This window comes from Streptomyces sp. HPF1205, from assembly GCF_020400825.1.
Lineage (GTDB): Bacteria > Actinomycetota > Actinomycetes > Streptomycetales > Streptomycetaceae > Actinacidiphila.
Genome location: NZ_JAINVH010000033.1, coordinates 1 through 24822 on the forward strand (window position 1 = coordinate 1; position 24822 = coordinate 24822).

Here is a 24822-nt window from a genome sequence, read left to right on the forward strand (position 1 = left end):
GGCCAGGCGCAGGGCACAACCTGATTCCCACGCGGGGCAATATCGTGATCGCGCATACGGCACATCGACGGACCGGCTCGCTCGTCGCATCGCGACGCTCCGAAAGCAAAGGGCTTCCGCGCCGAGGAACAAGGACCCCGGCACATCGACGCGAGGACTGCTGTTGGCAAGCCTCGTGGCAGCGCTCCTGGCCGCCGCTGTCGGCGCCATCAGCAGCCTCATTGCGGACAGGCGATCCGCCGATGCCTGCGGAACCACGTATGGCTGCGATTACGCTGTTTCCGTTGGGCCGCCGGACTCCACCGAACCCGCGGACGGGTCGGGGGCTGTCGGCGTTCCCAGAGGCGTGGGCCATCCCCCCCCGGGCACAGGCGCTCCCCCAAGCCCGCACGCGTCGGCAAGCGAGTACCACTACAGGTACGGGCTCGCTCAGGGCTACGCCATCGACCTGGCCTCTCACAGCGCCACCCACGGCGCGACGAACGGCACGCTCACCACGCAGAACTTCGGCTGGTGGGGCAAGGACGGCCGTGGCGGGGACACCTTGAGCATCAAGGGCTTTCCCGAAAGTGTCACAGTCCTGCCCTCGTCCGCACCGAACACGCGCGCTGCCTGCGAGGGCAACCCTCGTGCCAACGGCGACCCGAGCGTCGACGGGCTCGACCCCGGTGATCGCTTCTGCGTCATTCCCGGCGGCTTCGACGCTCTGGTCACCGTCATCGGCAATACCGGCAAGCCCGGCGGCAGCAAAGGCATTCTGACGATCGATGTCCGCGTCTGGCCCTGACCGGCACAAGGCGGTCGCGGAGCCGCACTGTGCCCGGCGTGGGGCAGGCGATGCCCACGGGTATCCGGACAAGTGGACGAATTCAACTCGGGCCGAGTACTACGGGGTCGTCGTCATCGACAATGAACCGACAATCAAGATCACAAGCGTCGCGGAGTTCGGCCACAGCGGCCCCAATGGGGCGGCTCCGCCTGACGGGCGAGCGATCGGCACCGTCACGTCCTATTGCCAGGGCATGACCTGGTGCCCGTACGAGATCAACGTCTGGCCGCCGCTTTCATTGCTCCGGCGCCGGCGGGTGCGCGTGTGAGAGCCTCGTCACATGGATGACCACTTCTCCCGTACCCTGCTGGCGCTGCGGCGGTTCATCGGTGTCCCGCTTCCCGGAACGGAATTACGTGTCCACGGCCTGATAAGCCTTCCGGAATCCGCGATCCGGGTGCTGCTCGGCACCCAGGGAGCGGCGCAGCGTCCCGTGGATCTGCCCTTGCACCGGGGTGACGGACCCGAGAAATTTCCGCCATGGTGGTATGTGACCGCGATCCGCGATGTCGCGGTCTGGATGTCCGGGCGGAACGATGCCGACGCGGAGCCGGAAGCCCTGGAGGCCGAATTTCTCTTTTCGCGGCGAATCGTCAGCGAAGAGATCAGCCCGACTCTTGATGACGCGTTGGATTTTGTCATCGCCGACCTTGTGGGTGACCCGCTTTGGCACGACGCGGCAGCGTCCATTGCGCCCGAAATTTATACCCTGGTCGGATTCAGACTGCTGAACGAGAACAGTGTCAGAGTCTATTTGCGTTACGACGCCGAGGTGATCGGCGTCGGGCTTTCGGTCCTGGATCGCACCAGTGGTCATCCGCGCAGTACGGGATGGTGGGCATCGACCAAGGTCGTGGCGATCCTGCGCGACGCAGCCACACTCGCGGCACACGTCGTACCCGCCGCCGACGATCCCTACTGCGACGCCGTATACGACCTGACGCGCTGGGCATAGGATCGCCCGCCGGGTTCGTCTCTCACAGAGCGGTTCGTTCCGCTCGGAGGCAAGGCCACCTGAGTGCGGCACTCATCAGGAGTGGTGGGGGTGGACCTCCGCATGCCCTGACCGTGCAGCTTGCCGTGGCAGGTGACGAAGAAGGGTGCCACGGGAGTCACGGCGCAGGATATGACCTTTGTTGGGTGTCATGACCTTGGGCGACTGGCCGGAGCCCGAGGTGGCGCCACAAGCGAGTTGGTTGTGATCCGCCGTCAGGGGGTCAGGACCGGGGCCTAGCGGAGAGTTGGAGCGGCTCGCCGCAAGGGCGCGTCCCCCGGGACAGAGGTGGGAGTCCGGGGCCGTGCCGTACGGGTGCCCGTGAGACGAGTCGGTGAGGCACGCCCCGGGGCGGGGCGCGTGCCGCGCGGGGACGAGCGGGGAAGCGGGCACCCTAGGCCTTGGCTTCTGGGAGCGTGCACCCAGGAGTGGGATTCGGCTGTTCAGGTGGCCTGCGCCGCGGTTGGTGTCCTAGCGTGATCGGATACGGTGCGCGCGCGGGAAGTCGCTGTACGTGGCGGGGTTGCGCGGGTGCGGGTGCGGGCGGGCGGAGTGCGACGGCCGGCGCGGGGGCGCGGCGGCCGGGTGAGGCGGTACGGGGATGAGCGAACCGACGGAACTGGTGGACGAGGCGCCCGAGAACGGCGACGGTGACGAACGGCCCCCCGGACCCGAGGCCGCCTCGGGCATCCTGCGCGTCTTCGGGCGCCAGTTGAAACGGTTCCGCACGCGGGCGGGCCTGGAACGGCCCGAGTTCGGCTCGCTGACGGGTTACTCGGTCGCGACCATCGCCTCGTACGAACAGGGCCGCCGGGTGCCGCCCCCGAGGTTCATCGACCAGGCGGACCGGGTCCTGGACGCGGGCGGCGTCCTCCAGGAGATGAAGGAGGAGGTGGCCCGGGCCCAGTACCCGGCGTTCTTCCGCGACGCGGCCCGGCTGGAGGCGGAGGCGGTCGAGCTGCACGTGTACGCCAACCAGGCCGTGCCGGGCCTGTTGCAGACGGAGGAGTACGCGCGGGCGGTGTTCGGGATGATGCGTCCGCCGCTGGACGAGGACTCCGTCAACGAGCGGGTTGTGGCTCGCCTCGCGCGGCAGGAGGTGTTCGCCAGGCGACCCGAGCCGATGATGAGCTTCGTCATCGACGAGTCCGTACTGCGACGACCGATCGGCGGTCGCGCTGTGCTGCGCGGCCAGTTGGAGCAGATCCTGCTGGTCGGACACAAGCGGACGGTTGAGGTCCAGGTGATGCCTCTGGTCAGCGAGGAGCACGCTGGACTCGCTGGCCCATTCAGCTTGATCGAGACGGACGAAGGGCGCAGGATCGCCTACGTTGAGGTTCAGAACGTTAGCCACGTACACACTGAGCGACGGCTTGTGCGGGGCCTTGAGGTCAAGTACGGCATCCTGCGTGCACAGGCACTCACCCCTCGGGCGTCGCTCACCTACGTTGAGAAGCTGCTGGGAGAGCTATGAAAGCCAAGGTACGGGAGCACGCATCTGGGCTTGTTTGGATCAAGAGCAGTTACAGCAGCGAGGAAGGCGGCGAGTGCGTGGAGGTCGCCGTCGGCCCCCATGTCGTCCACATACGGGACTCGAAGGACATAGCCCGCCCCGGCCTTGCGGTCGACGCAGAGGCTTGGACGGCGTTCGTCGGCTTCGCCGCTCAGTAAGAGACACGTCTGCCCCCGGTTCTGCACCGGGGGCAGACGCATGTCAGGCAGCGTTGGCCGCCTACGCCGTCGCCTTCTCACGGGCGGGCGGAGCCCAGCGCCCGGCGGCGATCTCGGCGTCCAGCCGCGCCTGGAAGTGCGCGTGTGCCGCCCGCATCTCGGCCTCGCGGTCGGCCTTGTAGAACGGACCCTGGTAGCCCTCGGGGGGCGTGGTGCGCTCCGGGTCGTCCAGGTGGGCCATGAGGTCGAGGTAATCCTGCTTGGTCTGGCCGTGGCCGTAACTGAAGGAGCTGGCCGCGATTTTGCGACCGTTGGCATCGAAGTATGTGGCCATTTCGAAGTCGTACAGCTGCGGATATCGGGACCTGAAGATCGCGGTGAGCTGGTCTGCGGTGATCCCGAGCCAGACGGCGACGAGGGCGTCGAGTTCCACAAGAGCGGCTCGCCGCTCGTGCTCGGTCCGGAGCGGAGTGCCGTACTGCCAGGTCGGCGTGAGACCGGCGGCGAGCGGCTTGAGGTACGGCCAGTCGGGGTTCGCCCAGTCCTCGTAGCCCGCCCAGCGGGGGTCGAACAGCTCTGCCCAGAGGGGGGCGTAGTGGCTGGTGAGGGCGTTCAGGCGGAGGGCGCGGAGGAGTAGGGCGGAGGCGAGGGGATGTTTCGGGTCAGGGGCCGGCATCTTCCTGGCTTCGCTGGTCTGGAGATGTGAGCGCCCGGCAATGCGCAGCAAGTAGTCGAGCGGTAGCGACGCCCAGAAGCCCGCATTGAGGACGGTCAGGCGCTCATCATCCAGGGCCATCGACTGCACGTTGTGGATGTGGGCAGGGCCGGGCGGAATGAGGGCAGCTTGAAGGCTGCGACTGGTGTTGAAAGGGATCATGACTCGCCAGGCCAGCCGGAAGAACGTGGTGAACGGTTTGCCGAGCCAAGTGTCCTGGGCCTGCCGATACGTCGTCTCGTCGGTGGCCCGGACGTAGTTGGTCACGGGGGTGTATGTTTCGGGGAGCTCGGTCGATGCAAGCGTATTCCAGTGCCTGTTGCTTAGGCAGGGGATCATCGGCTCCTTGGAGAAGGGGAGGGCCGCTGCGATATGGGGCCCCTGGAGAATCACCTCCGAGAGTGTGGCGACGCTCTGATTGCCCCAGCGGATCACCCCGTTCTTCTTGGCGGCTGATTCATGATATCCGCTTGAGACCATCGGCGTGTGGTCGCTCAGGGTGCTTTCGAAAGAGGCTAGTGCCTCGATCGCCCCTTGCTCGCTAATCAGGACGGGATACAGCAGCGGGGTTTGTTCAACTCCTCCCGTCGCCCCTGTAAGGGCCTGCCAACTGGCAAGCAGGGTCTTGTCCACGTGCACGACGCGGTCGCGGTGCGGTCGGATGTCCCACGAGCCGTTGTTCCTGATACCAGGTGCAGGGCCTTGCCCGTCATGTGCTAGCGAGCCGGGAAGGACCTCGGCGTCGCGGAGTTCGCTGAGATGCAAGAAGCCAGGTTCTTGTGACGCGCCGTAAATGTGCATCCCGAATTGTTGAGCCCAGTCTAGATCGGCGAACGCCCATTGTGCCGAGTTCACGAAATGCGCATGAACACGGAGGTGCCGGTATGCCGCAGCCCGGATAGTGCCCTCGCGCGCGCCGGCGAAATGCGTGTCCGGGTGGATCAGACCAGCACTGCCGTGAGGTACGATCTGCTGCCACACCCGAGTCATGAAGGCCCGATAGAGGTCGCCCTGAGTACCAACCAGTAGCGGATAGGTGGCCGGGCTGCCCAACGTGCTCACTGACCCGGCATGAATGGCCAGCTCGTTGAGCAGGAAAGCCTCGCCGCCCGCATGCGAAGCCAGTAAATCGTCCTTCCGGAGCCGCCATTCCGCCGCGCTTGGTTTTTCCGCAAGCACGAACCATGGCTCCAACTCTGCAAGTACCTGGTCCTCGTACCACTGCGGCCGCACCCACGGCGGGTTCCCCACCTGCAACTCGAACCCACCCCGGGCGAACACCTGCGCGAACTCCAGCTCCCAGTGGAAGAAGCCCTGCGCCCGCGCCACGTCCCGGGCCGCGCCCGCCCACAGGAACCGGCCCTCCAACGACTGGAACCGGTCCATGCCCATCCACTCGGGCAGCTCGTCCTCGTACCGGGACAGGTCGTCGAGGTCCTCGAACGTCGACACCAGCGACTCCTTCGGCACGTCCTGCGTGCCCAGCAGCGCCTCGGCGAAGTCGATCCAGTCGGTCAGGTCGGCGAGGGCGATGACGTCGCGGCGCCCGCCCTTGATCTGCTCCTTGTGGTAGCCCGCGCGGCGGCGCGAGACGGAGTCCCGCGTCAGCGTCATCTGTTGCGGCTCGGCGGCGAAGCCGGGCAGCGCGTCCGCCTCCCAGGTCAGCAGCACATCATCGCCGCCGCTCTCCTCACCGTGACGACCCCCCTCAGCAGCCGCGTCACCCTCGTCACCCCCGGCGCCCGCGCGCGCCGCCTCCAACTCCGCCGCCCGCGCGGCCAGCGCGCGGGCCCGCGCGTACCGCTCGTCCGTACCGTCGAGCAGCGCCGCGTTCCGGACCGGCCAGAACCACAGCGCGCACCACGTGTCCATGAGCGTCTTGAGGCGCCAGTAGGGGGTGTCCTCCGCCGTGAGGTCGGCGAGGATCGCGTCCCGCTGGACGGCGGTCTTCGGGCGGCGCAGCCAGTCGTCCTCGGCGCCCCACACCCGGATGTCGCGGGAGATGTCCCGCTCCGACAGTTGCAGGCGCCGTACGACCAGGCCCCACAGGTACTCGGCGCGGCGGGCCAGGCCCTGGAGGCGGGCCGTCTGCTTGGGCGTCGGGGACTTGGTGACCGCCTTCCGCCAGGCGGCCAGCGCCTTCGACTCCGCCGGGGCGAGGGCCTTCGCCTCCTTCTCGGCGGCGACCGCTCCCCACTCCTTGGCCGGGAGCAGGAAGTGGTGGACCGCGCCTTCCGGGTGGGGCGTGCCCGCCAGCGCGTCCGCCAGGGGGAAGCGTTCCGGGGTGGTGCCCAGCCAGCCGCCCTTCTTGAGGCGGTCGGCCGCGTACACCTCGCGCCGGCCGCCGATGAGGGAGTTGCCGCGCCGCAGGTGCAGGCCGAACCAGGGGGCCTCCATGCCGGGGTGCATGGTGTTGAGCCACAAGGAGACCTCGGCGAGTTCCACGGCCGTGTCGTTGAGGTCGACGCCGAAGGAGTTGTGCAGCGCGATGTACGCCTTGGCCTTCTGGAGTTCGACGGCGTACTGATCGGTGTCGACCGACCGGCCCAGCTCGGCCTGCCGCCGCCGCAGGTACTCCGCCGCGACCTGGTTGATCGCCTCGTTGAGGAACGCGCCCGAGCCGAGGGCGGGTTCGCAGATCCGCCAGTCCAGGAGGTCCTTGGCCCGCGTGGCGTCGGTGAGGAGCTGCTGGAGGGCGAGCTGCACGGTGACCCGGGTCAGCGACTCGGGTGTGTAGTACGAGGCGGAGGTCTGCCGGTCGCGGCCGGAGAGGCGGTAGACGAACGTGCCCGGCGCGTGCCGCACGCGCAGGTCCTCACCGGTGTGCCGGTCCCGGCGCCGTACGAACACCGAGTCGTCGTAGTCGGCGATCCTCGACGCGGGCACGAGCCAGGAACCGTCCTTGGGGTCGCCGTGCCGGGCGACCTCGTACAGCTCCTCGCCCGCGATGAAGCCGCCGTACGACATCAGGCCCTCGTAGACCGCGCCGAGCTGGTTGATGCCGAGCTGCGCGTACGAGATGAAGCCACCGCGTTCCCCGCGCCTGCCCTGCGTGATCATCAGGCTGTGCAGCACCTGGTGGAGGGTGGCGTTGCGCAGCCGGGTGTCGAGGAAGCGGACGGACTCCCCGCGGGCCAGGGCCTCGTCCGAGTCGTGGCGGGGGTCGGGGAGGGTGTCCGCGCCGATCAGGCGGATCGCGTCGCGTTCGAACAGTTTGCTGTGCAGCGGCTCGAAGCGCAGGCCGAGGTCCTCGCTGATCCGCGCGTCCGCCGTGGCTGCCGCTTCTGCCGTCTCCGCCGCGTCCCCCGCTTCTGCCGTGTCCGCCGCCGCGTTCCCCGCGTCCGCTCCGGCTGCCTCCACGCCGTGCGTGCGGCGGGGTCGGTAGCCGTCCTGGACCTTGCGGAACAGCAGGTCCAGGGACTCGTACAGGTAGAAGCCGTTCCGGGCGGTGTCGCTCACCGGCTCGCGCTCGGCGACCAGTTCACCGAGCCGGCCGAGCCCGTACCCCTGCTGGTACTCCGGGTAGTCGGCGGGCAGGATGCCCAGCTCGGGGCGGGCCTCCGCGTACAGCAGGAACAGGATCCGGTAGAGGTAGCGCAGCGACTCCCGGGTCAGCCGGCGCCCCAGTTCGGGGAGTTCGCCGATGTCCTCGGGGCGGACGCCCTGGTCGCGCAGCCGCTGGAGCACCTCGTTGGCGATCAGCTCGACGCTCTTGCGCAGGCCGTCGCGCAGGTCGCCGGAGACCCCGACCGCGTGCTTGGCGGACTTGCCGACGAGTTCGGCCAGCGGGTTCTCGCCGCCCTCCTCGGGGGCGCGCAGTGAGTCCGCGCCGAACAGCGCGGCCACGGTGTCGAGTTCGCCGCCCGGACGGGTGTCGTTGCGCTGGAGCGCGGTGTCCAGGGAGACCCCGAGGTAGCGTCCCTCGCCCCACACCGCCCGGTCGGCCAGGACGATCACGCCGCCGCCGAGCAGCAGCACGTACCGGGGCGGTTCCTCGCAGGCGAACAGGAAGGAGGCGAGCTTGGCGCCGGTCTCCACCGGGTGCGGGCCGTCCAGCGGCACCGGTTCCAGCAGGCGCCCGCGGCCCTTCGGATCGAGCGCGGCATCGGGTTCGGCGGCCCAGCCGCAGTCCAGCGCGACCAGGCCCTTCTCGGCGTGGGCGACCGGCACCTCGTACGCCTGGCCCGCGCGCACCACGGACAGGACGCGCGGCTTCGCGTCGTAGCCGAGCGCGCGCAGCACCTCGGCATTCAGGGACCGCACCTGTTCCCGCCACTTCGGCTCGCGGTAGGTCAGGCGGTCGTCGTCGGTGTCGCGGACGGTGATGATGCCGTCCTCGTCCTCGGGGAGGGCGAAGGAGGAGCGCGCGCGGAAGTAGTCCCGGCGCAGCGCCCGCAGTCCCGCGCGCGGGGTCACCGGGAGCACGGCCCGTGCCCGGCCGGGCACGGGCGCCGGGGACGTCGCCTCCTCGGTTCCGCCGTCTTCCGCAGCGGGCGGATTCGCCTCCTCCTCGCGCTCCTTCCACTTCTGCAGCAGGTCCGACCTCAGATCCTTCGGCAGCACCTCGGCCAGGTAGTGGGCCGAGAAGTAGTCGCCGCGGTTGACCAGGGAGTCGTACGTCATGACAGGGCTTCTCTCGGAGGGGCACAGACCGGGGTCACAGGGCGGCGGGCGGCGGCGACCAGCGGAAGGGGGACGGTGAGGCGGGGGACGATTCGGCCGCGGGGGACGGCGCGGCGGACAGGGAGACGGGGGGCGCCGCGTCGCCGCTGCCCCGGCCGGCGCGGGTGCGGGCGCGGGTGCCGGCTTCGGCGCCGGGGTCGGCTCCGCGGTCGGTGCCGGCTTCGGTGCCGGCTTCGGTGTCGGGGACCAGCACCGCGAGGACGCGCAGCAGGGGCCTGCCCGCCGTCAGCAGTGAGTCGGCGAGACCGGCGAGGCGTTCGCGGGTGCGGTCCCCGTCCAGCCTGGGCTGCTCCCAGGCGCCGAGCCGCAGCTTGTACTCCTCGACGGGCCGCCGCAGCGGTTCGTCCCAGGCGTCGCGGTGGGCGTTGAGGAACGCCTCGGCCGTCTCCAGGACGCGGGGCAGGGCCGCGTACAGCGGCGCCGGGTCGCGGTAGCCCCGCTTGTTCGCCATGGCGGGTCCGACACCGGCACGCCGCAGCAGGGACACCATGTCGTCGACGGCCAGCCCCTCCCCGGCGGCCTCCCGCCAGGTCACGCCCATCCACTTCACGACCGTGGGCCGGCCCAGCTTGTTGGAGTACACGCCCTGGACGAGGTGGACCGGCTCCGCCACGTTCGCCGTGATCATCGGCGCCTCCTGGCGGCCGAGCCCGACCAGGACCTTGTCGGTGAGCCATTCGACGACCGGGTGCAGATCCGTGAGCAGGGAGATCTCGGGCCAGCTCGACGTGGACGACTGCCGGGCCCGCTGGAGGGAGTGCTCGGCGAGACGGCGGTTGAAGGTCACCAGCAGCCGCTCCCGCAGCCGCTGCTCGCGCAGGTAGTCCGAGGGCAGCGCCTTCAGACGGTGGACGAGCTCCGCCGGGGGGCGGAAGGAGATCAGCCCGGACTGCTCGTCGCGGTCCAGGTCCAGCCGGTCGCGGGCGTCCGGGTACACCTCGCGCAGCGCCTCGTCCACGAAGTGGGCGGTGGAGTCGAAGAGGCGGGGCAGCACCGGGCTCGCGTCGGCGCGGGCGGCGGGCGAGGGGGCTGCGGTGGGGGCGGCCGGTGCTGTGGGTGAGGGCGCTTCGGTGGGGGCCGGTGCTCCGGTGGAGGTCGGTGCTGCGGTGGGGGCCGGGGCGGCACGCTCGTCGGCACCCGGGTCCTGCGCCGTGTGCGCGGTCGCGTCCACCGAGCCGAAGAAGTCGGCGAGGAAGTCCTCCAGGCCGGCGTCCTGCCCCTCCGTACCGGCGCGGGGCGTGTCCAGGGACTCGTCGACGGTCCTGCCGTGCAGCAGGTCCCGGATGAGCGACCTCTCCTCCGCCTCGGCCCGGTACAGGCCGGTCACCGCCTCCGCCGTGCCCAGCGAGCGGTGCGCCTGGTCCTCACGCTCCAGCAGCCGCTCGGCCACCGCCGTGTCGTCCTTCGCGCCCGCCACCCCACTGGTCAGGATCAGCGCCCGGAACTCCGGCGGGCGGGCCTGCCCGTACCGGTCGATACGGCCGTTGCGCTGCTCGATCCGGATCAGCGACCACGGCACGTCGTAGTGCACGAGCTGGTGGCACTGCCGGTGCAGGTTGACGCCCTCGGAGGCCACGTCGCCGGTGAGCAGGACCCGCACGGGCGTGTCGGCCAGGCCGAACTCCTCGACGCGGGCCATCTGCTGCTCGTCCGACAGGCCCCCGTGCATGACGCGGACGCAGTCGCGGGCCGCGCGGCCACGGAAGCCGAGGGCGGCGGGCAGCACCCCGGCCAGCCACTCCAGGGTCTGGACCCGCTCGGAGAACACCACGACCCGCGTCTCGCTGCCGGGGCCCACCCCGATCTCCTCGCGCAGCAGCCGCACCAGGGCGGCGAACTTCGCGGAGTCCGCCTCGGTGAGGCCCGCGGCCAGCTCCGACAGCCGGCGCAGAGCGGCGAGTTCGGGCTCCGCCCCGGCAGCGCGCCGGTCCTCGTTCTTCTCCAGCGCCTTGTCCAGCGCCTTCTCCAGCGTTCTGATCCGCGCGGAGACGGTGGCCCGCAGCGCGGCGGGGGAGGAGAGGAACGACTTCAGCAACGTGTAGGGGAAGAGGGGAACCGCGCTGACCGACGTGCCGCCGTCACCGGGCAGCCAGACGGCGGCCAGTTCCTCGAAGATCCGCTCCTCCGCGGGGCCGGCCGGGCAGTGCACGGAACGGGAGGGACCCCGGTCCGCCCACTGGCCCTTCATCTGCTCGCGGACCTCAGGGCTGATCTTCGTCCGCCGGATGAACAGGTGCGCGATGTCGGCCGCGCGGTAGTTCTCCGCGTCGCGGATCGCCACCGGGTCCAGGAGGCGGATCAGTTCGGCGAAGGACTTCGCGTCGCCGTTGTGCGGGGTCGCGGAGGCCAGGATCAGGGCGTCCGTGCGGGGGGCGAGGGTGCGCGCGAGCTGGTTGCGCAGCGAACCGCGGTTGATGAGGTTGTGCGACTCGTCGATGACGACCGCGTCCCAGCGGATCTGCTCCAGGTGGTGCCGGTACTGGTCGGTGTTCTTCAGGGTGTCGATGGAGACGATGACCCGCTTGAACGAGGTGAAGGGATTGCGCCCGGCCGGGATCTCCCGCTGGATCCGCTCGATCCCCACCGAGTCCAGCCGCACCAGCGGGATCGCGAACCGCGTCCACAACTCGTGCTGGAACTGCTCCAGTACGTGCTGCGGGGTGACCACCAGGATGCGCTCGCCCCGGCCGCGGCGGATCAGCTCCGCCAGCGTCAGGCCGATCTCCAGCGTCTTGCCGAGCCCCACCACGTCCGCGATCAGCAGCCGCGGGCGCAGATTGGCGCCCGACAGGGCGAGCTGGGCGGGGCGGCGCTGATAGGGCAGCGGGTCCATCAGGAAGGAGTCCGCCAGGGCCAGGCGGTGCTCCGACTGGGGCAGCGCGGTGCGGCGCAGCACCGCCTCCAGGAACAGCCGGGAGCGGCGGTAGTTCGGGGAGTCGTCCATGACGAGCGTGGTCGCCGCCGGGTCGAGCAGTTCGATGCGGTCCAGGCCGGAGAAGAACACGGCCTCCTGGTCGCGGACGAACTCCGACACCCCGGTGACCTCGATGCGGGTACCGTCGTCGGACGTCGGTACGGAGCTCCTGACCAGCCACTCCTCGTCCCGCACGACCACCAGGGCGCCCGCCGGGTACTGGTCCTGGTTCCGGCCCTGGCCCTGGTTCCGGTCCTCGTTCCGGTCCTGGCCCTCGTTCCGGTTCCGGTCCTGGTTCCGGTCCCGGCCGTCCATGGCACCGGCATCCTCCGCGACGGTTGGGACGGCGGTCACCGGTGTGCCTCCTGGAGCGGGTCGGTCGGGCGGGCGCGGCCCTCTTCGGGGCCCGCCCATTATCGCGGGTGCCAGGGGGCGTACGGGTCAGAAAGGTGTACTGGCCGCATACGCCTCACGCAGCCGCCGGGCGGTGATCCTGGCCTGCGCGGAACTGCGCGGGGAGGGCCGGTCCGACCCGCCGCTCCTTTGTCCCCCGGACGCGCGGCCGGGGGACAAAGGAGCGGCGGTTCGGGCGGGGGCCGCGTCCTGGTCCGGCCCGGCGGGCCCGGCCTCGGCCCGGGCGTCGGAGGCGGGCGTGGCATCCGTACGGGCTCGGGCTCCGGCTCCGGCTCCGGCGGACGGCTCCGGCGCAGCGCCGGCCGGTGAGGAGGACGCGAGCGGACCCGGCTCCGCGCGTACGTGCGGTCCGGACGCGGGGCCGACGGCGAGGAGGTCGTCCAGGATGTGGGTGGGGGCGGCCGTGTACGCGGTGAGCCGGCGGCGTGCCTGGGCGACCTTCAGCCCCTGCGCCTCGATCAGGGCGCGGCAGCGCCGGACGACCTCGGCGAGATCCGGCCGGTCCTGCGGGCGGTGGGCCAGCATGCCGGTGAGCAGGGTGACGAGTTCGTCCGGGGCGCCGGACAGGTCCGGTGCGACCGCCGGGTCGGTGACCTGGTGGAACAGCAGGTGGATGTTGTCGGCGCGGTAGGGCGGATGGCCCGAGGCCGCGAACAGCAGGACGGCGCCGAGCGCGTACACGTCGACCGCGGGCGTCAGGGGCCGCTCGCCGTTCGCCTGCTCGGGCGGCATGCAGGAGGGTGTGCCGACGACGGTGTGCGGCGCGGTCAGCGACACGGTGGACTCGGCGAACACCGCGAGGCCGAAGTCGATCACCTTCGGCCCGTTCGGGCCGAGCAGCACGTTGGCCGGCTTCAGATCACGGTGCAGCAGACCCTGACGGTGAACGGTGGCCAGGGCCTCGGCGAGGGTCGCGCCCAGCGCCGCCGTCAGCAGCGCCGGCAGTGGGCCGTGGGCGGCCACGTGCCGGCTCAGGTCGAGACCTTCGACGTACTCGGTCGCGAGCCAGGGGCGCTCCGCCTCCGGGTCGGCGTCCAGGAGCGCGGCGATCCGGGCACCCCAGATGGTCTTGAGGATCTCCACTTCCTGCGCGAACCTCATGCGCGTCTCGGAGTCGACCACGGACGGTTTGATCACCTTCACGGCGGCCGGTTCCCCACCCGGCGACTCGCCCAGATACACCTGGCCCATCCCGCCCTGCCCGATGCGGCCGAGCAGTTCGTACCCGCCCAGCTCGGTGGGATCTCCGGGGCCGAGGGGGGCGATGTGCACGTGGGGTCTCACTTTCGGCACGGTCGAACGGGGGCGGGCAGCCGAACGGGGGCGGGCCGCCCCTGCCAAGCTAGCCCACGCCACGAGGGAAGGGCATGCCACTCGGCTCAGGTGACACGGGCGAACCCTGATCCGGGCCGTGGCGAAGGCACGACGGATCCCCGGAGTGGGTGCGGCGCCGGGCATTGGGGGAGCGGCGGCCGTGACCAGGCTGCGGATCGTCAAGTTTCCGGGCACGGAATGTCAAAGACACCGCTCACGGTGCGCTGCAAAACTCTCGATGCCGGATCCGGTGTCACCCGAATTGCTCTGGCGTTTATGACGGGGCCATGAATTCGTGGCTTATCCATACATCTGGAGGAAGTATGAGGAAGAGCGTGGGGGCCGCGGTCATCGCGGTGCTGTCCGCGGGCGGTCTGCTTCTGGGGACGGGGGCCGCGCAGGCAGCCGGGCTTGACATCCCTCGTACCGTGACGACGGACGGCAACCCCGGCGGGTCGGCCGAGTTCAAGAGCTACGGCGACATCCTCGTCGCCTGCGACAACCAGTCGGACGGCTACGGAACCCGTGCGACGCTCTACAACAGCGCGGGAACCGTACTCAAGACGGCCACTGCCTACGACAACGACCCCAGTTGCGTCGGGAACTACGCGGACCTCCCGGAGGGGCTCGGCGTGCGGCTGACCGTGTGCCTCTACAAGGGCGGCATCTACACGTACTTCTGCCGCACCTCAGCGTGGGGCGTGTCCTGACCGGTCCCCGTGACGCTGCCCCCGCCGCGGAAGGCGGCGGGGGCCGACCGGGTACCGAGTTCGCCATGTTCGGCCTGGACGTCCCTGTGTGGGGAGGGTCAGCGCCAGCCGAGGTCCGGGGCGACGTGGGTGAGGATGCTCTCCAGGACGTGGGCGTTGTAGTCCACCCCGAGCTGGTTCGGAACGGTGAGCAGCAGGGTGTCCGCGGCCTGGATCGCCTCGTCCTCCTGGAGCAGCTTGACCAGTTCGTCCGGCTCGGCGGCGTACGAGCGTCCGAAGATCGCCCTGGTCGTGTCGTCGATCATGCCGACCTGGTCGCGCGAGTTGCGGTCGCGGCCGAAGTAGGCGCGGTCCGTGTCGCTGGTCAGCGCGAAGATGCTGCGGCTGACCGACACCCGCGGCTCGCGCTCGTGACCGGCCTCCTTGTACGCCGCGCGGTACGCCTCGATCTGCTTGCGCTGCTGGACGTGCAGCGGCTCGCCCGTCTCGTCGTCCTTCAGCGTGGAACTCTGCAGGTTCATCCCCAGCGTCGCGGCCCAGACCGCGGTGGCGTTCGAACCGGAGCCCCACCAGATCCGGTCGCGCAGCCCCTCGGAGTACGGCTCGACGCGCAGCAGCCCCGGCGGATTGGGAAACATCGGCCGCGGGTTCGGCCGCGCGAAGCCCTCGCCCTCGATCACCTTGAGGAAGGCTTCCGCGTGCCGCCGGGCCATGTCCGCGTCGGTCTCGCCGTCGGCGGGCGCGTACCCGAAGTACCGCCAGCCCTCGATCACCTGCTCCGGTGACCCACGGCTGATGCCCAGTTGCAGCCTGCCACCCGAGATGAGGTCGGCGGCACCGGCGTCCTCCGCCATGTACAGCGGGTTCTCGTACCGCATGTCGATCACGCCGGTACCGATCTCGATCCTCGACGTCCGCGCTCCGATGGCCGACAGCAGGGGGAACGGACTGCCCGCCTGCTGCGCGAAGTGGTGCACCCGGAAGTACGCGCCGTCCATTCCCAGCTCCTCGGCCGCGACCGCGAGGTCGATCGACTGGTGCAGGAAGTCGGCAGCGGAGCGCGTCCGCGAGTGCACACTCGGCGACCAATGCCCGAAGGAGAGAAACCCGATCTTTTTCACATCTTGTTACAGCGTTGGACAGCCTTCTCCGATTCCCGGCCGCGGCAGGTCACGAGGACGAAGAACCCCTCGACGTGGAGTGGTCACCCAGCCTCTACGAGTCGCAGCGGTGCCCGCGGGCACGCAGCCGCAAGGCCCGGGCTACGACGGTTGCCCCGGGGCGAGGTAGTACCAGTCCTGATAGTCGTTCTCCCCATGGGCGTTGCAGCCGTTCTCCGGATACCCGTAGGTGTCCCCGTGGCCGCCGTCGAGGCACACGCGGTACTGGAAGTTGAAGTAGTTGAGGTAGCCGGCCGCACTCCGGGTGCTGGCCCATTCCTGATTGGGCGCCTGCGTACAGGTCCGCGGAGACACCTCCTTGCTGCCGACGACCCCACCCGGGCCGATCTGGTCCAGAACCGTGAGGCACAGGTTCGTCGACGTGTTGCGGATCTGGACGTTCGCGTAGGCGTGGTTCGGGGCGTCGGGGTAGACGGATTCGAAATTCCACAGGCCGGCAGCGCCCCAGTTCGGCCCGCAGTAGTCGATGAAGCTGCCGTTCACGTCGATCGCGCACGCCGGACCGTCATTGCTTTCCGCCAGGTTGACCAGCTGCTGATTCTCGACCATGATCGCGGCGTTCGCCGTCCCCGTCACTCCGACGAGGGCGGTGGCCGTCATGGCGGCGACGGCGAGTGCGGATCTGGACAGCGCCTTCATCATGCGGTTCCCCTTTTCAGCTGTTCATGCGCCGGAGCGCTTCGTGCGACCACTGTCTCCGTGGGGGCTGTCGGGGGCCAGTTTTCCGGTCAAGTCCGGTCAAGTCCGGGCAGGTCACAGCAGGTCACAGGCTGCGTTGGGTCGCGCAGGTCCCGGCTCGTCGGGGAGCCGGCACGGTGCCGGACGGGCGGCGGCCCCGCTCCGGCACCGTGATCGCGGAGGTCAGCCCGTGGCGCAGGACCGACCGTTCAGGGTGAAGGCGGTCGGCGGCTGATCGGCACCCGTGTAGGAGGCGTTGAAACCGAGGGTGAGGGTCGCGCCCGGCTGGATGACCCGGTTCCAGGAGAGGCCGGCCGCGGTGACCTGGCTGCCGGTCTGGGTCCAGGCCGCGCTCCAGCCGTTGGTGATCTGCTGGTTGCCCGGCCAGGTGAAGCCGAGGGTCCAGTCGGTCACGGGGTCGGTGCCGGTGTTGGTCAGGCCGATGGTGGCGGTCAGGCCGCTGCCCCAGTCGCCGGCGGCGTACCTGACCTTGCAGGCGCCCGTCGAGGTGTCGGCCGGCCGCACGGTCACCAGGGCCGCCGTGTACGGGGCGAGGGTCTGCGCGGTGGCGGTGCCGCGGGGCGCCGTGCTGATCCCGTTGCCGGGCGGCTCCAGTACGGAGGTGTCGGGGGCGCCGGCGGCGGGCGTGAAGCCCGCGTAGTCCAGACCCACGGTGTAGGTGGTGGCCGGATCGTCGTTGACGAGCATGACCTTCACCGAGCCGTCGGCGGACTTCACCGCGTAGGCCTGCACCAGGGGCTCACTGGAGGCGGCCTTGACCACGGTGTCGCCGGGCCGCAGGAAGGCGCCGGCCAGCTTCAGCCCGTAGTACGCCGGGAAGGGGGTGTCGGCCGCCGGTTCGCAGACCGGCTGGTCGCCGGAGGTGCCGCAGGACGCGTCGGACAGGACGCCGTAGTCGCCGTAGGAGGCGGTGCCGTACAGGTCCGAGCCGTTGTCGCCGCTGGTCACGATGCCGTTGTGGAGCTGCCACCAGTCGACGTTGGCCACGCCGCTGCCGATCCATCCGGCGTAGTCCTGGACCGCGTAGAGGGCGTCGACCTGGCCGACGGTCTGCTTGCCGGGGTTCGAGGAGACGGAGTTGGTCTCGGTGAGCATGATCGGCAGGTCGGCGGTGCCCGCGTACTCGGCGAACTGCGAGCGCAAGGTCGCGGTGATCGACGGTATCTGCGCGGTGTCGGCGAGCAGGCCGGCGTCGGTCGGGCCGGGCGGGGTGACGTTGCTGGGGTTCTGCGGGTACCAGTGGACGTCGGCGAAGTCGGCGGCGGTGCCGAGGCTCTTGAGGGTGCTCAGCACGGTCTGGTTCCACGGCTGCGGGCTGCCCGGCGCGGTGACGCCGTCCGGCCAGCTGCCGGGCGCGGTCAGGACGACGCCCACCTTGATCGTCGGGTCCACGGCCTTCATCGCCGCGATGTACTGGGCGGCGGTCTCGGCGTAGACCTCCGGCCCGCAGGTCGTGGGCTGGGCGGCGGGCGGGAAGGTGCTGCCGCAGTGCTCGTCCGGCTCCCAGTAGGCGTTGTAGGTGTCGTTGCCGTACACCTCGTTGCCGATCTCCCAGTACTTCACGCCGTACCCGTGCTGGACGTTGGCGTACCGCACCCAGTCCGCGGCGACCTGGGCGCCGGTCTCCTGCGGGGAGCGGGTCTTGCCGAGCGTGTCGCCCGTACCGTAGTTGACCGTGATCATCGGCTCGCTGCCGGCCTGGCCCGTCATGGTCATGAACTGGTCGAAGTCGGCGGCCTGCCGCTGCCCGGACAGGACGTCGGTGTTGGTCTTCCAGTCGTAGGAGTCCGACGAGGTGCCACCGGGGAAGCGCATGACGCCGATACCGGCGCCCTTGACCAGGCCGGGCACCGCGGCGTCCGTCAGTTTCCCGTCGTACGTCGAGGCGTTCAGCCCGATCGCCGTGGACGGGACGGTGGCCGACGTGGTGCCGGCGTCGACGCTGACGGAGGCGGTGCCGGTGGCGGAGGCGGTGGCGGTGGTGGTGCCGGAGGCCGCGGTGGACGCCGTATGCGCTGCTGGTGACGCGGCGGACGCCGTATGCGCGGCGGGTGACGCGGCGGCCGGCATCGCGGCGAGCAGCAGGGCGGCCGGTACCGCGAGTGCCGCCGCGCCGGCGCGGCGCAGCGACAGCCGGACGGGCGCGGGCGCGGGTGCGGGTGCGGGTGTGGGGGGATTGCGCATCAAGAATCTCCTCGTGGTGCCGGGCGCGCCTCGGGGGAGGCGGCCCGGCCAGGTCGACTGCGCGCTGTGGGAGCGCTCCCACAATCCCGCACCACGATGAGGGGCCCCTGGCGTGCCGTCAAGGAGCACGGGCGGCCGACGACGGCCCGCGCGCGACCGGCTGCCGCCGCCCGGCGTTCGGGGACAGGGGCCCGGACACGTTCCTGCGGGGCGACAACCGGGTGGAACGGGGCGGGTCCGTCGACAATTGCCTCGACATCGGTCGCGGTGATGGGGGACCCTTCGCGCGATGACCAGAATCGACGACACACCGCCCGCGTGGGACGAGCGCACCCAGCTCACCCACTTCCTCGACTACGCACGCGACACCGCCCGCGCCAAGTGCGAGGGCCTCTCCGCGGAGAACGCACGCAGGGCGCTCCTGCCGGGTTCCCCGCTGATGACCGTGAGCGGACTGGTCAACCACCTCCGCTGGGTCGAGTACTACTGGTTCCAGGTGGTCTTCCTCGGCGAGGAGGACCAGGGTCCCTGGACCGAGGAGGACCCCGACCGCGAGATGCGTATCGCCGTCGACTTCCCGCTCACGCGGTTGCTCGACGAGTACGCCGAACAGAGCGCCCGCTACCGCGAACTGGTCGCCGCGAACGGCCTGGACCAGCGGGCCCGGCGAGCCGTCCGCGACGGCCTCCACGTCGACCTGCGCTGGATCCTCCACCACCTCATCGAGGAGACGGCCCGCCACAACGGTCATCTGGACATCCTGCGCGAGATGCTCGACGGCACGACCGGCAGTTAGTGCTCCGACCGTGAAGGTTCACCGGTTCCTGCGGCAGCCCAGGCGGCGGCGACCAGGGGGCGGTGGAGATCAGCGCGCCGGACGCATGTGCCGATGGTGAGTTCGCCGGGGCCGGACGGGGTGGGGACGACGTGGAGCCGGTTTCGGATGCTGCAGTGCTGTAGGACGAGGTCGGGGATGATGCCGGTGCCGTAGTCGAGAGCGACCAGCGTGAGCAGGGCTTCGTGTCCGTCGGCCTCCGCGGCTATGCGCGGGGTGATGCCGAGGCGGCGGAACCACCGGTTGGCGATGTCCCGGACCAGGCCCTGTCCGGGGAGCACGAACGGCTCGTCGGGATCCGGAAGCGCGCTTGACCGTGGTGGGTCGGCTCGGACGAGGACGAGGGGGGTGTGGGCGACGGTGCGGGCAAGGAGGGTGGCCGGAACCCGGGAGGGCAGGGCTGCGACGGCGAGGTCGGCCTCGCCGTCGTCGAGGAGCGCGAGGGCGGCTGCGGCGTCACCGGTCCGCACCGAGATCTGCACCCGGGGATGGGCGTCTCGTAGCGGTGCGAGCAGGTCGGGCAACAGACTCTGGCAGGCGGTGACCGAGGCGAACACTCGTAGTCGTCCGCCGAGTTGGTCCCGTGTGAGGTCGTTGTCGCGGTAGCGGTCCCACAGTTCCAGGGCTTCGGCCGCGTAGTGGTGGAAGCGGTGACCGTGCTCGGTCAGTGCGACGCCGTGTGGACCGCGGTCCAATAGCCGATGCCCGGTAGAGGTCTCCAGCCGCTGCACGGTACGGGACAACGTAGCGGGGCTGACGTGGCAGTCCGCCGCGGTTCGGGTGAAGCTCAGCGTGGAGGCGAGATGGAGGAAGAGCCGGTACTGGTCGTGGTCCTGCATCTTTCACCTTCCGGAACGCCATGCTGCGGATGTCGCTGTTGCCGCCGGGTCTGCCCGGACCCTACAAACGGGTCATGTCACGAAGCGAGAGCACCCGTCACCGCCCCGCATGGTTCTTCCGCGAGTACGAGCCTGTCGGCATCGACCTGGGCAGCGCGGCCGCGGTGGCCGCCTACGACCGCAACCAGGGCACCGACCCGGACGCCGACGACACCCTGCTCGACCGTCTCGGCGTCGTCGCGGGCACCCGCCTGGTCGACTTGGCCTGCGGCACCGGCTCGCTGGTGGTCCAGGCCGCGGCACGCGGAGCAGAGGCCCACGGCGTCGACGTCTCGGCGGAGATGCTGGCCTTCGCCCAGGCCAGGGCGGAACGGGCCGGTGCCACCGCGCACTGGCACCGGGCCGGATTCTTGGACTACGCCCATCAGGCAGGGCCCGCGGACGTGGTCACCACCAAGTCGGCCCTGCACCAGCTGCCGGACTTCTGGAAGCAGCAGGCGCTCATCAACGCGGCCGGCATACTGCGGCCGGGCGGCACTTTCTACCTGTGGGACGTCATCTTCAGCTTCCCGCCCGCGGACGCCGCTGGGCATCTGCAGCGGTGGCTCGACACCGCAGGCCGGCCCGAGGGCCGGGGTTTCACCCGGGCGGACTTCGAGGCGCACGTTCGGGAGGAGTTCTCTACATACGCCTGGATCCTGGAGGGCATGTTGCACCGGGCCGGCTTCGACATCATCTCGCGTGCATCCCGCACGCCGACGCACGGTGAATTTCTCTGCCGCCGCCGGTAGCTTCTTCCGCTTCCGGTCGGCTGAGGATCCTGGCTGGTCAGCCTGTATCGGCAGGAGGGCGTCCGCCCCAGCGGATGCCCTTCTCTCCGCGGATGCGGGCGCGTTCGCGTCGCTGGGCGGCGAGGACGTCGGGGTGGCGGGCGTTGTTGTCGCGCCAGTGCAGGTCTCACGATGTTCCGATCTCCATGCCTATGTGGCCCGCCGGGTCGGCCATTCTTCCGCGCTGTTTCCGGCCGCGCTCGGGGCACTTCACGATGAGCGCCGATCCCCTGGCCGACCTCGTACTAGGACGAATCCAGGACGGACCAAGGCCTCGTGACCGTAGCGTCACGTCGGGCGATCGGGGGCGATGGCTCGGGGCCGAGTTCGGCGAGAGCCGCTGTGAATCCGGAAGCCCCCGCCGCTCGGCGCCAACTGGACCAACCAGCTGCCCCGGTAAGGGGCCGCTTGATCAAATGGACCGACCGGAGATCACGTCAGGAGCTTTTGACGAAGGGCTGAGGCCAACCTCCTGACCTGCAACAACGCCCCGGCCCAGTGACACGCCAGGTCACCGTGCCCACCGGTGTTTGCCCAGCTCACAGCCCAGATCCGCGGACTGCGTCGACGCGGAGCCGCGGAACGCAGGATTGACGACAAAAGGGCGCTGATATTTTTTCCGCGCCCATGAGCAGATGACCGGCGCAGAATCTCATGGCCATCGATCCAGCCATTCGGGAAGAGGTTATTTCATGACCACGGGGAAACGCTTGACCCTCGCTGCAGCAGGCATCGGTTCTGTGCTCGCGGCGGCGCTCCTGACCGCGACGCCTGCCACGGCGGGCGGCTGTAGCACGACGTACAGCAACACCTCCGCCTCGGCATCGTGCTCGGGATACACGAACACCGGCACGTTCCGGATTCACGCCACCTTCTGCAGCTACTACGACGGGTGCTACACCTTCGTCGGAAACTGGGCCTTCCTGGACGGCGGAACCTCCACCGCCACGGAGTCCGGGATGCAGTCGCCGCACTACTCCAGCTCCTACATCGAAGACGGCCCGGCCGGCGGCCGCCAGCCGAGCGGTCAGCCCGTCGGCTGACCTTCGATCGGCGGATCGGGCGAGATCCGGCATGACCGTGGTCCGCGAAGCGCACCGCTTCGCGGACCACGGCTGCATCGGAGGCTTGGATCGGCCGTACAGCCACGGCTGGAAGACCCGTGCGCGGCGAGCGCCCGGCGTCCCGCTCGGCGAGCGCGACGAAATCCAGGTCTCGCGGTCGCAGGCGGGTGGCCTGCCGCCCCGGCCGGGCGCGTCGGCTGCCGCCCCGGCTGCCGCGTCGCGGACGGTGGCCGCGCCGACCGGCCGGACACCAGTGATGACCAGCCCCACCCGTGCCATGGCCCCACGCACGGCGGCCACCGCGGGCGTGCTCGCGCGCTATGCGGTGGCTATGCGGTGGCAACGCCCAGGAAGCGCAGCACCGCCAGGACGCGGCGGTGGTCGGCGTCGGCCCTGGGCAGGTCGAGCTTGGTGAAGATGCTGTTGATGTGCTTGGCGACCGCGCTCTCGCTCACGACCAGCTCGGCGGCGACGCCGGAGTTGGACCGGCCGCCCGCCATCAGCTCCAGCACCTCCCGCTCGCGCGGTGTCAGCCGGTCGAGCGGATCCCTGTGCCGGCGTACCAGCAACTGCGCGACGACCTGCGGGTCGAGCGCGGTGCCGCCGGCCGCCACCCGGCGTACCGCCTCGGTGAACTCCTCGACGTCGGCGACGCGTTGCTTGAGCAGATACCCGACGCCCGAGGTGTTGGCGGCGAGCAGATCGGCGGCGTACCGCTCCTCCACGTACTGCGACAGCAGGAGCACGGCGGTACGCGGGTACTGGCGGCGGATCACCAGCGCGGCACGTACTCCCTCGTCGGTGAAGCCGGGCGGCATGCGCACGTCGACCACGGCGATGTCGGGCCGGTGCTCCTCGACGGCTGCCAGCAGCCCTTCCGCGTCGGTGACCTGCGCGCACATCTCGAAGCCGGCCGCCTCCAGCACCTTGACCACGCCGATGCGCAGCAGGAGGGAATCCTCGGCGATCACGGCGCGCACGGCAGCTCCACGGTGATGACGGTCGGGCCCCCGGCGGGGCTGCGGCAGGAGAACGTGCCGTCGACGGACGCGACGCGCTTGGCGAGCCCGGCGAGCCCGGTGCCGCCGACGGCCGCCGCGAGATCCGCGCCGCCCGCTCCGTCGTCCGCGACGACCACCAGCAGTGTCTCCCCGATCCGCTCCACCGTCACGTCCGCCCTGGTCGCCCGGGCGTGTTTGACCACGTTCGTCAGGGCCTCGGAGACCACGAAGTACGCGATGGCCTCGACCGTGGGTGAGGGGCGCTGCGGCAGGTTCACCGCCACGCGCACCGGGATCGGGAGGCGGGCGGCGACCCCGGACAGCGCGGCGTCGAGGCCGCGGTCCTCAAGGACGGCCGGGTGCAAGCCGCGTACCAGGTTGTTCAGCTCGGTGATCGCCTCCTTCGCCTCGCGGTGCGCCTCGTCGATCACCTTGCGGGCGTCCGCCGGCAGGTCGCCGAGGGTGGCCCTGGCCAGGCCCAGGTTGACGGCGAGTGCGACGAGGCGCTGCTGCGCGCCGTCGTGCAGGTCGCGCTCGATCCGCCGCCGCTCGGCGTCGGCGGCGTCGAGCACGCCGGCCCGGCTCTCGGCGAGGTCGGCTACCCGGCGGGCCAGCTTCTCCGTGCGGCTGGGGCCGAGCAGGATCTCGGCCGCCCGGGTCTCCAGCCGCACCAGAGCGCCGGTCAGCCGGGGCCCGAGGAACAGCAGGGCGAGGCCGCCGGCGGTGATGTACGCGGCCTGCGTGGTGTATCCGAGGTCGGTGACCCGCCACTGCGGGGGCAGCGCCCAGATCCACACGTAGAGGGAGGCGGCCACGAGAGCGGCGGCCCACACGGCGAGGACGGCCAGGTCCAGGACGGCGAGCAGCGGACCCGCCACGGCGTGGTAGCAGACCTGCCGCCACAAGGCCCGCGTGGTCAGCCGGCGCACCGCCGACGTCCAGTCGCGTCCCGGCCCGGGTACGGCGGGACGCGGCAGGTCCTCGCCGACGAGCGCCCGGTAGCGCCGCCGCTGCCCGGCGGTCAGCAGGGGTGTCACCACGAGCGTGAACAGCACGGGCAGCGGAGTCAGGGCCCACGCGAACGCCGCCATCGTGCCGGCCAGCCAGAGCCACATCGGCACCGCGGCGAGATGGAGCGGCAGGCCGGCCGCCACGAGCGCGGTCCGGCGTCCCGCCCCGCGGAACGGCCGGCCCGGCACCAGTTGCGGCCACGTCGTGAATTGCATGCGTCAAACGCTAAAGCCGCAGGCCATCCCCGTGCCATGACGCTCCCGCCCGGTTCGGGGCTGCACTTTTCTCCACCCCGGGTCGGAACCCTGCGTGACTGACGGCGCCCTGGTGCGCGGCGGAGGGTGGAGCACGTGACGGGGAGAGCCGACGGGGAGCGGGGGAAGACGATGCGTCAACTGACGTTGTGCGACGGGGAAGTGGCCGGCGCCGAGGGCTTCGACCGCGCCGAGGGCTTCGACCGGGCCGAGGTCGTCCCGCTCCACGGAGAGGCGGAGGAGCCGCGCCCGGCGCGGGGCATGCGGCGGGCCGGGCGGCTGCTGGTCGCCTGCGGGCTCGCCCTGCTGCCGTGGCTGTACGTGCTGGCCACCGGCCTGCCGGCCACCGCGACCGCGGCGCACTGGCCGGTCGCCTGGGTCGGGCTCGACGCGCTGGAGGCGCTCGGCCTGATCGCCACCGGCCTCCTCGCCGCCCGCGGCGACCGGCGGCACGCCCTGGCAGCCGCCGCGACCGCGACGCTGCTCGTGGTGGACGCCTGGTTCGACACCACGACCGCGGCCCCGGGCGGCGACTTCGCCACCGCGGTCGCCATGGCGCTCGGCGCCGAACTGCCGCTCGCCGCGCTGTGCGGCCGGCTGGCGCTGCGGGCGCTGCGCCGGCCCGCGTGACGCCGACCGCCCGACCGCCCGACCGCCCGGCCGCCCGGCCACCCGTCCCC

General features: G+C 70.8%; 17 protein-coding genes and 2 pseudogenes. 9 read left to right on the forward strand and 10 right to left on the reverse strand.

Features of this window, described 5'->3' with window-relative positions; all coding sequences use genetic code 11:
* From K7G61_RS28585 to K7G61_RS28600, 4 genes and pseudogenes are all read left to right on the forward strand, one after another.
* Positions 1-787, forward strand: a pseudogene (locus K7G61_RS28585) (hypothetical protein); the annotation flags it as partial.
* A 322-nt stretch (positions 788-1109) separates the two neighbouring features.
* Complete coding sequence (locus K7G61_RS28590) at positions 1110-1784, forward strand: hypothetical protein (RefSeq protein WP_225849909.1); 675 nt, start codon at positions 1110-1112, stop codon at positions 1782-1784.
* A 640-nt stretch (positions 1785-2424) separates the two neighbouring features.
* Positions 2425-3297, forward strand: coding sequence for a helix-turn-helix transcriptional regulator (locus K7G61_RS28595; RefSeq protein ID WP_225849910.1), 873 nt, complete (start codon positions 2425-2427; stop codon positions 3295-3297).
* Complete coding sequence (locus tag K7G61_RS28600; protein WP_225849911.1) at positions 3294-3494, forward strand: DUF397 domain-containing protein; 201 nt, start codon at positions 3294-3296, stop codon at positions 3492-3494. The genes K7G61_RS28595 and K7G61_RS28600 overlap by 4 nt, the downstream gene beginning before the upstream one ends.
* 61 nt (positions 3495-3555) lie before the next feature.
* Here K7G61_RS28600 and K7G61_RS28605 read toward each other — a convergent pair whose 3' ends face one another.
* From K7G61_RS28605 to K7G61_RS28615, 3 genes are all read right to left on the reverse strand, one after another.
* Positions 3556-8832: a class I SAM-dependent DNA methyltransferase gene (locus tag K7G61_RS28605; protein WP_225849912.1), complete on the reverse strand. Its 5277-nt coding sequence runs from the start codon at positions 8830-8832 to the stop codon at positions 3556-3558.
* A 34-nt stretch (positions 8833-8866) separates the two neighbouring features.
* Complete coding sequence (locus K7G61_RS28610; RefSeq protein WP_374204273.1) at positions 8867-12160, reverse strand: DEAD/DEAH box helicase; 3294 nt, start codon at positions 12158-12160, stop codon at positions 8867-8869.
* Between the two features lie 87 nt (positions 12161-12247).
* On the reverse strand, positions 12248-13504 hold the full coding sequence (locus K7G61_RS28615; RefSeq protein ID WP_225849913.1) for a serine/threonine-protein kinase: 1257 nt from the start codon (positions 13502-13504) through the stop codon (positions 12248-12250).
* A 353-nt stretch (positions 13505-13857) separates the two neighbouring features.
* Between K7G61_RS28615 and K7G61_RS28620 the strand changes: the two genes are divergently transcribed.
* Positions 13858-14244, forward strand: a complete 387-nt coding sequence (locus K7G61_RS28620) for a hypothetical protein (protein WP_225849914.1) — start codon at positions 13858-13860, stop codon at positions 14242-14244.
* 98 nt (positions 14245-14342) lie between these two features.
* Here the strand turns inward: K7G61_RS28620 and K7G61_RS28625 are convergent, their stop codons facing one another.
* The 3 genes from K7G61_RS28625 to K7G61_RS28635 form a co-directional block, all read right to left on the reverse strand.
* The gene (locus K7G61_RS28625) at positions 14343-15365 is read right to left on the reverse strand and encodes an LLM class flavin-dependent oxidoreductase (protein ID WP_225849915.1); all 1023 of its coding nucleotides are present in this window, start codon (positions 15363-15365) and stop codon (positions 14343-14345) included.
* A gap of 141 nt (positions 15366-15506) precedes the next feature.
* Entirely contained in the window at positions 15507-16064 is a 558-nt protein-coding gene (locus K7G61_RS28630; RefSeq protein ID WP_225849916.1) for an RICIN domain-containing protein, read from the reverse strand.
* Between the two features lie 222 nt (positions 16065-16286).
* A complete protein-coding gene (locus tag K7G61_RS28635; protein ID WP_225849917.1) occupies positions 16287-18308 on the reverse strand; it encodes a cellulose binding domain-containing protein in 2022 nt (673 codons plus the stop codon).
* Between the two features lie 289 nt (positions 18309-18597).
* Here K7G61_RS28635 and K7G61_RS28640 point away from each other — a divergent pair, with 289 nt between their 5' ends.
* Entirely contained in the window at positions 18598-19104 is a 507-nt protein-coding gene (locus tag K7G61_RS28640) for a DinB family protein (protein WP_225849918.1), read from the forward strand.
* Here K7G61_RS28640 and ilvY read toward each other — a convergent pair.
* On the reverse strand, positions 19101-19982 hold the full coding sequence (gene ilvY / locus K7G61_RS28645; RefSeq protein ID WP_225849919.1) for an HTH-type transcriptional activator IlvY: 882 nt from the start codon (positions 19980-19982) through the stop codon (positions 19101-19103). The two genes, K7G61_RS28640 and ilvY, sit on opposite strands and share 4 nt — an antisense overlap.
* A 74-nt stretch (positions 19983-20056) precedes the next feature.
* Between ilvY and K7G61_RS28650 the strand changes: the two genes are divergently transcribed.
* Positions 20057-20773: a class I SAM-dependent methyltransferase gene (locus K7G61_RS28650; protein ID WP_225849920.1), complete on the forward strand. Its 717-nt coding sequence runs from the start codon at positions 20057-20059 to the stop codon at positions 20771-20773.
* A 37-nt stretch (positions 20774-20810) separates the two neighbouring features.
* Here K7G61_RS28650 and K7G61_RS37080 read toward each other — a convergent pair.
* Positions 20811-20936, reverse strand: a pseudogene (locus K7G61_RS37080) (integrase); the annotation flags it as partial.
* Positions 20937-21504: 568 nt separating this feature from the next.
* Between K7G61_RS37080 and K7G61_RS28655 the strand changes: the two are divergent.
* On the forward strand, positions 21505-21855 hold the full coding sequence (locus tag K7G61_RS28655; RefSeq protein WP_225849921.1) for a hypothetical protein: 351 nt from the start codon (positions 21505-21507) through the stop codon (positions 21853-21855).
* A gap of 350 nt (positions 21856-22205) precedes the next feature.
* Here the strand turns inward: K7G61_RS28655 and K7G61_RS28660 are convergent, their stop codons facing one another.
* Both K7G61_RS28660 and K7G61_RS28665 read right to left on the reverse strand, forming a co-directional pair.
* Positions 22206-22856, reverse strand: a complete 651-nt coding sequence (locus K7G61_RS28660; protein ID WP_225849922.1) for a response regulator transcription factor — start codon at positions 22854-22856, stop codon at positions 22206-22208.
* Positions 22844-24103: a histidine kinase gene (locus K7G61_RS28665; RefSeq protein ID WP_225849923.1), complete on the reverse strand. Its 1260-nt coding sequence runs from the start codon at positions 24101-24103 to the stop codon at positions 22844-22846. Before K7G61_RS28665 ends, K7G61_RS28660 begins: the two co-directional genes overlap by 13 nt.
* A 171-nt stretch (positions 24104-24274) precedes the next feature.
* Here K7G61_RS28665 and K7G61_RS28670 point away from each other — a divergent pair, with 171 nt between their 5' ends.
* Complete coding sequence (locus K7G61_RS28670) at positions 24275-24772, forward strand: hypothetical protein (RefSeq protein WP_263984977.1); 498 nt, start codon at positions 24275-24277, stop codon at positions 24770-24772.
* Positions 24773-24822 lie beyond the last annotated feature (50 nt).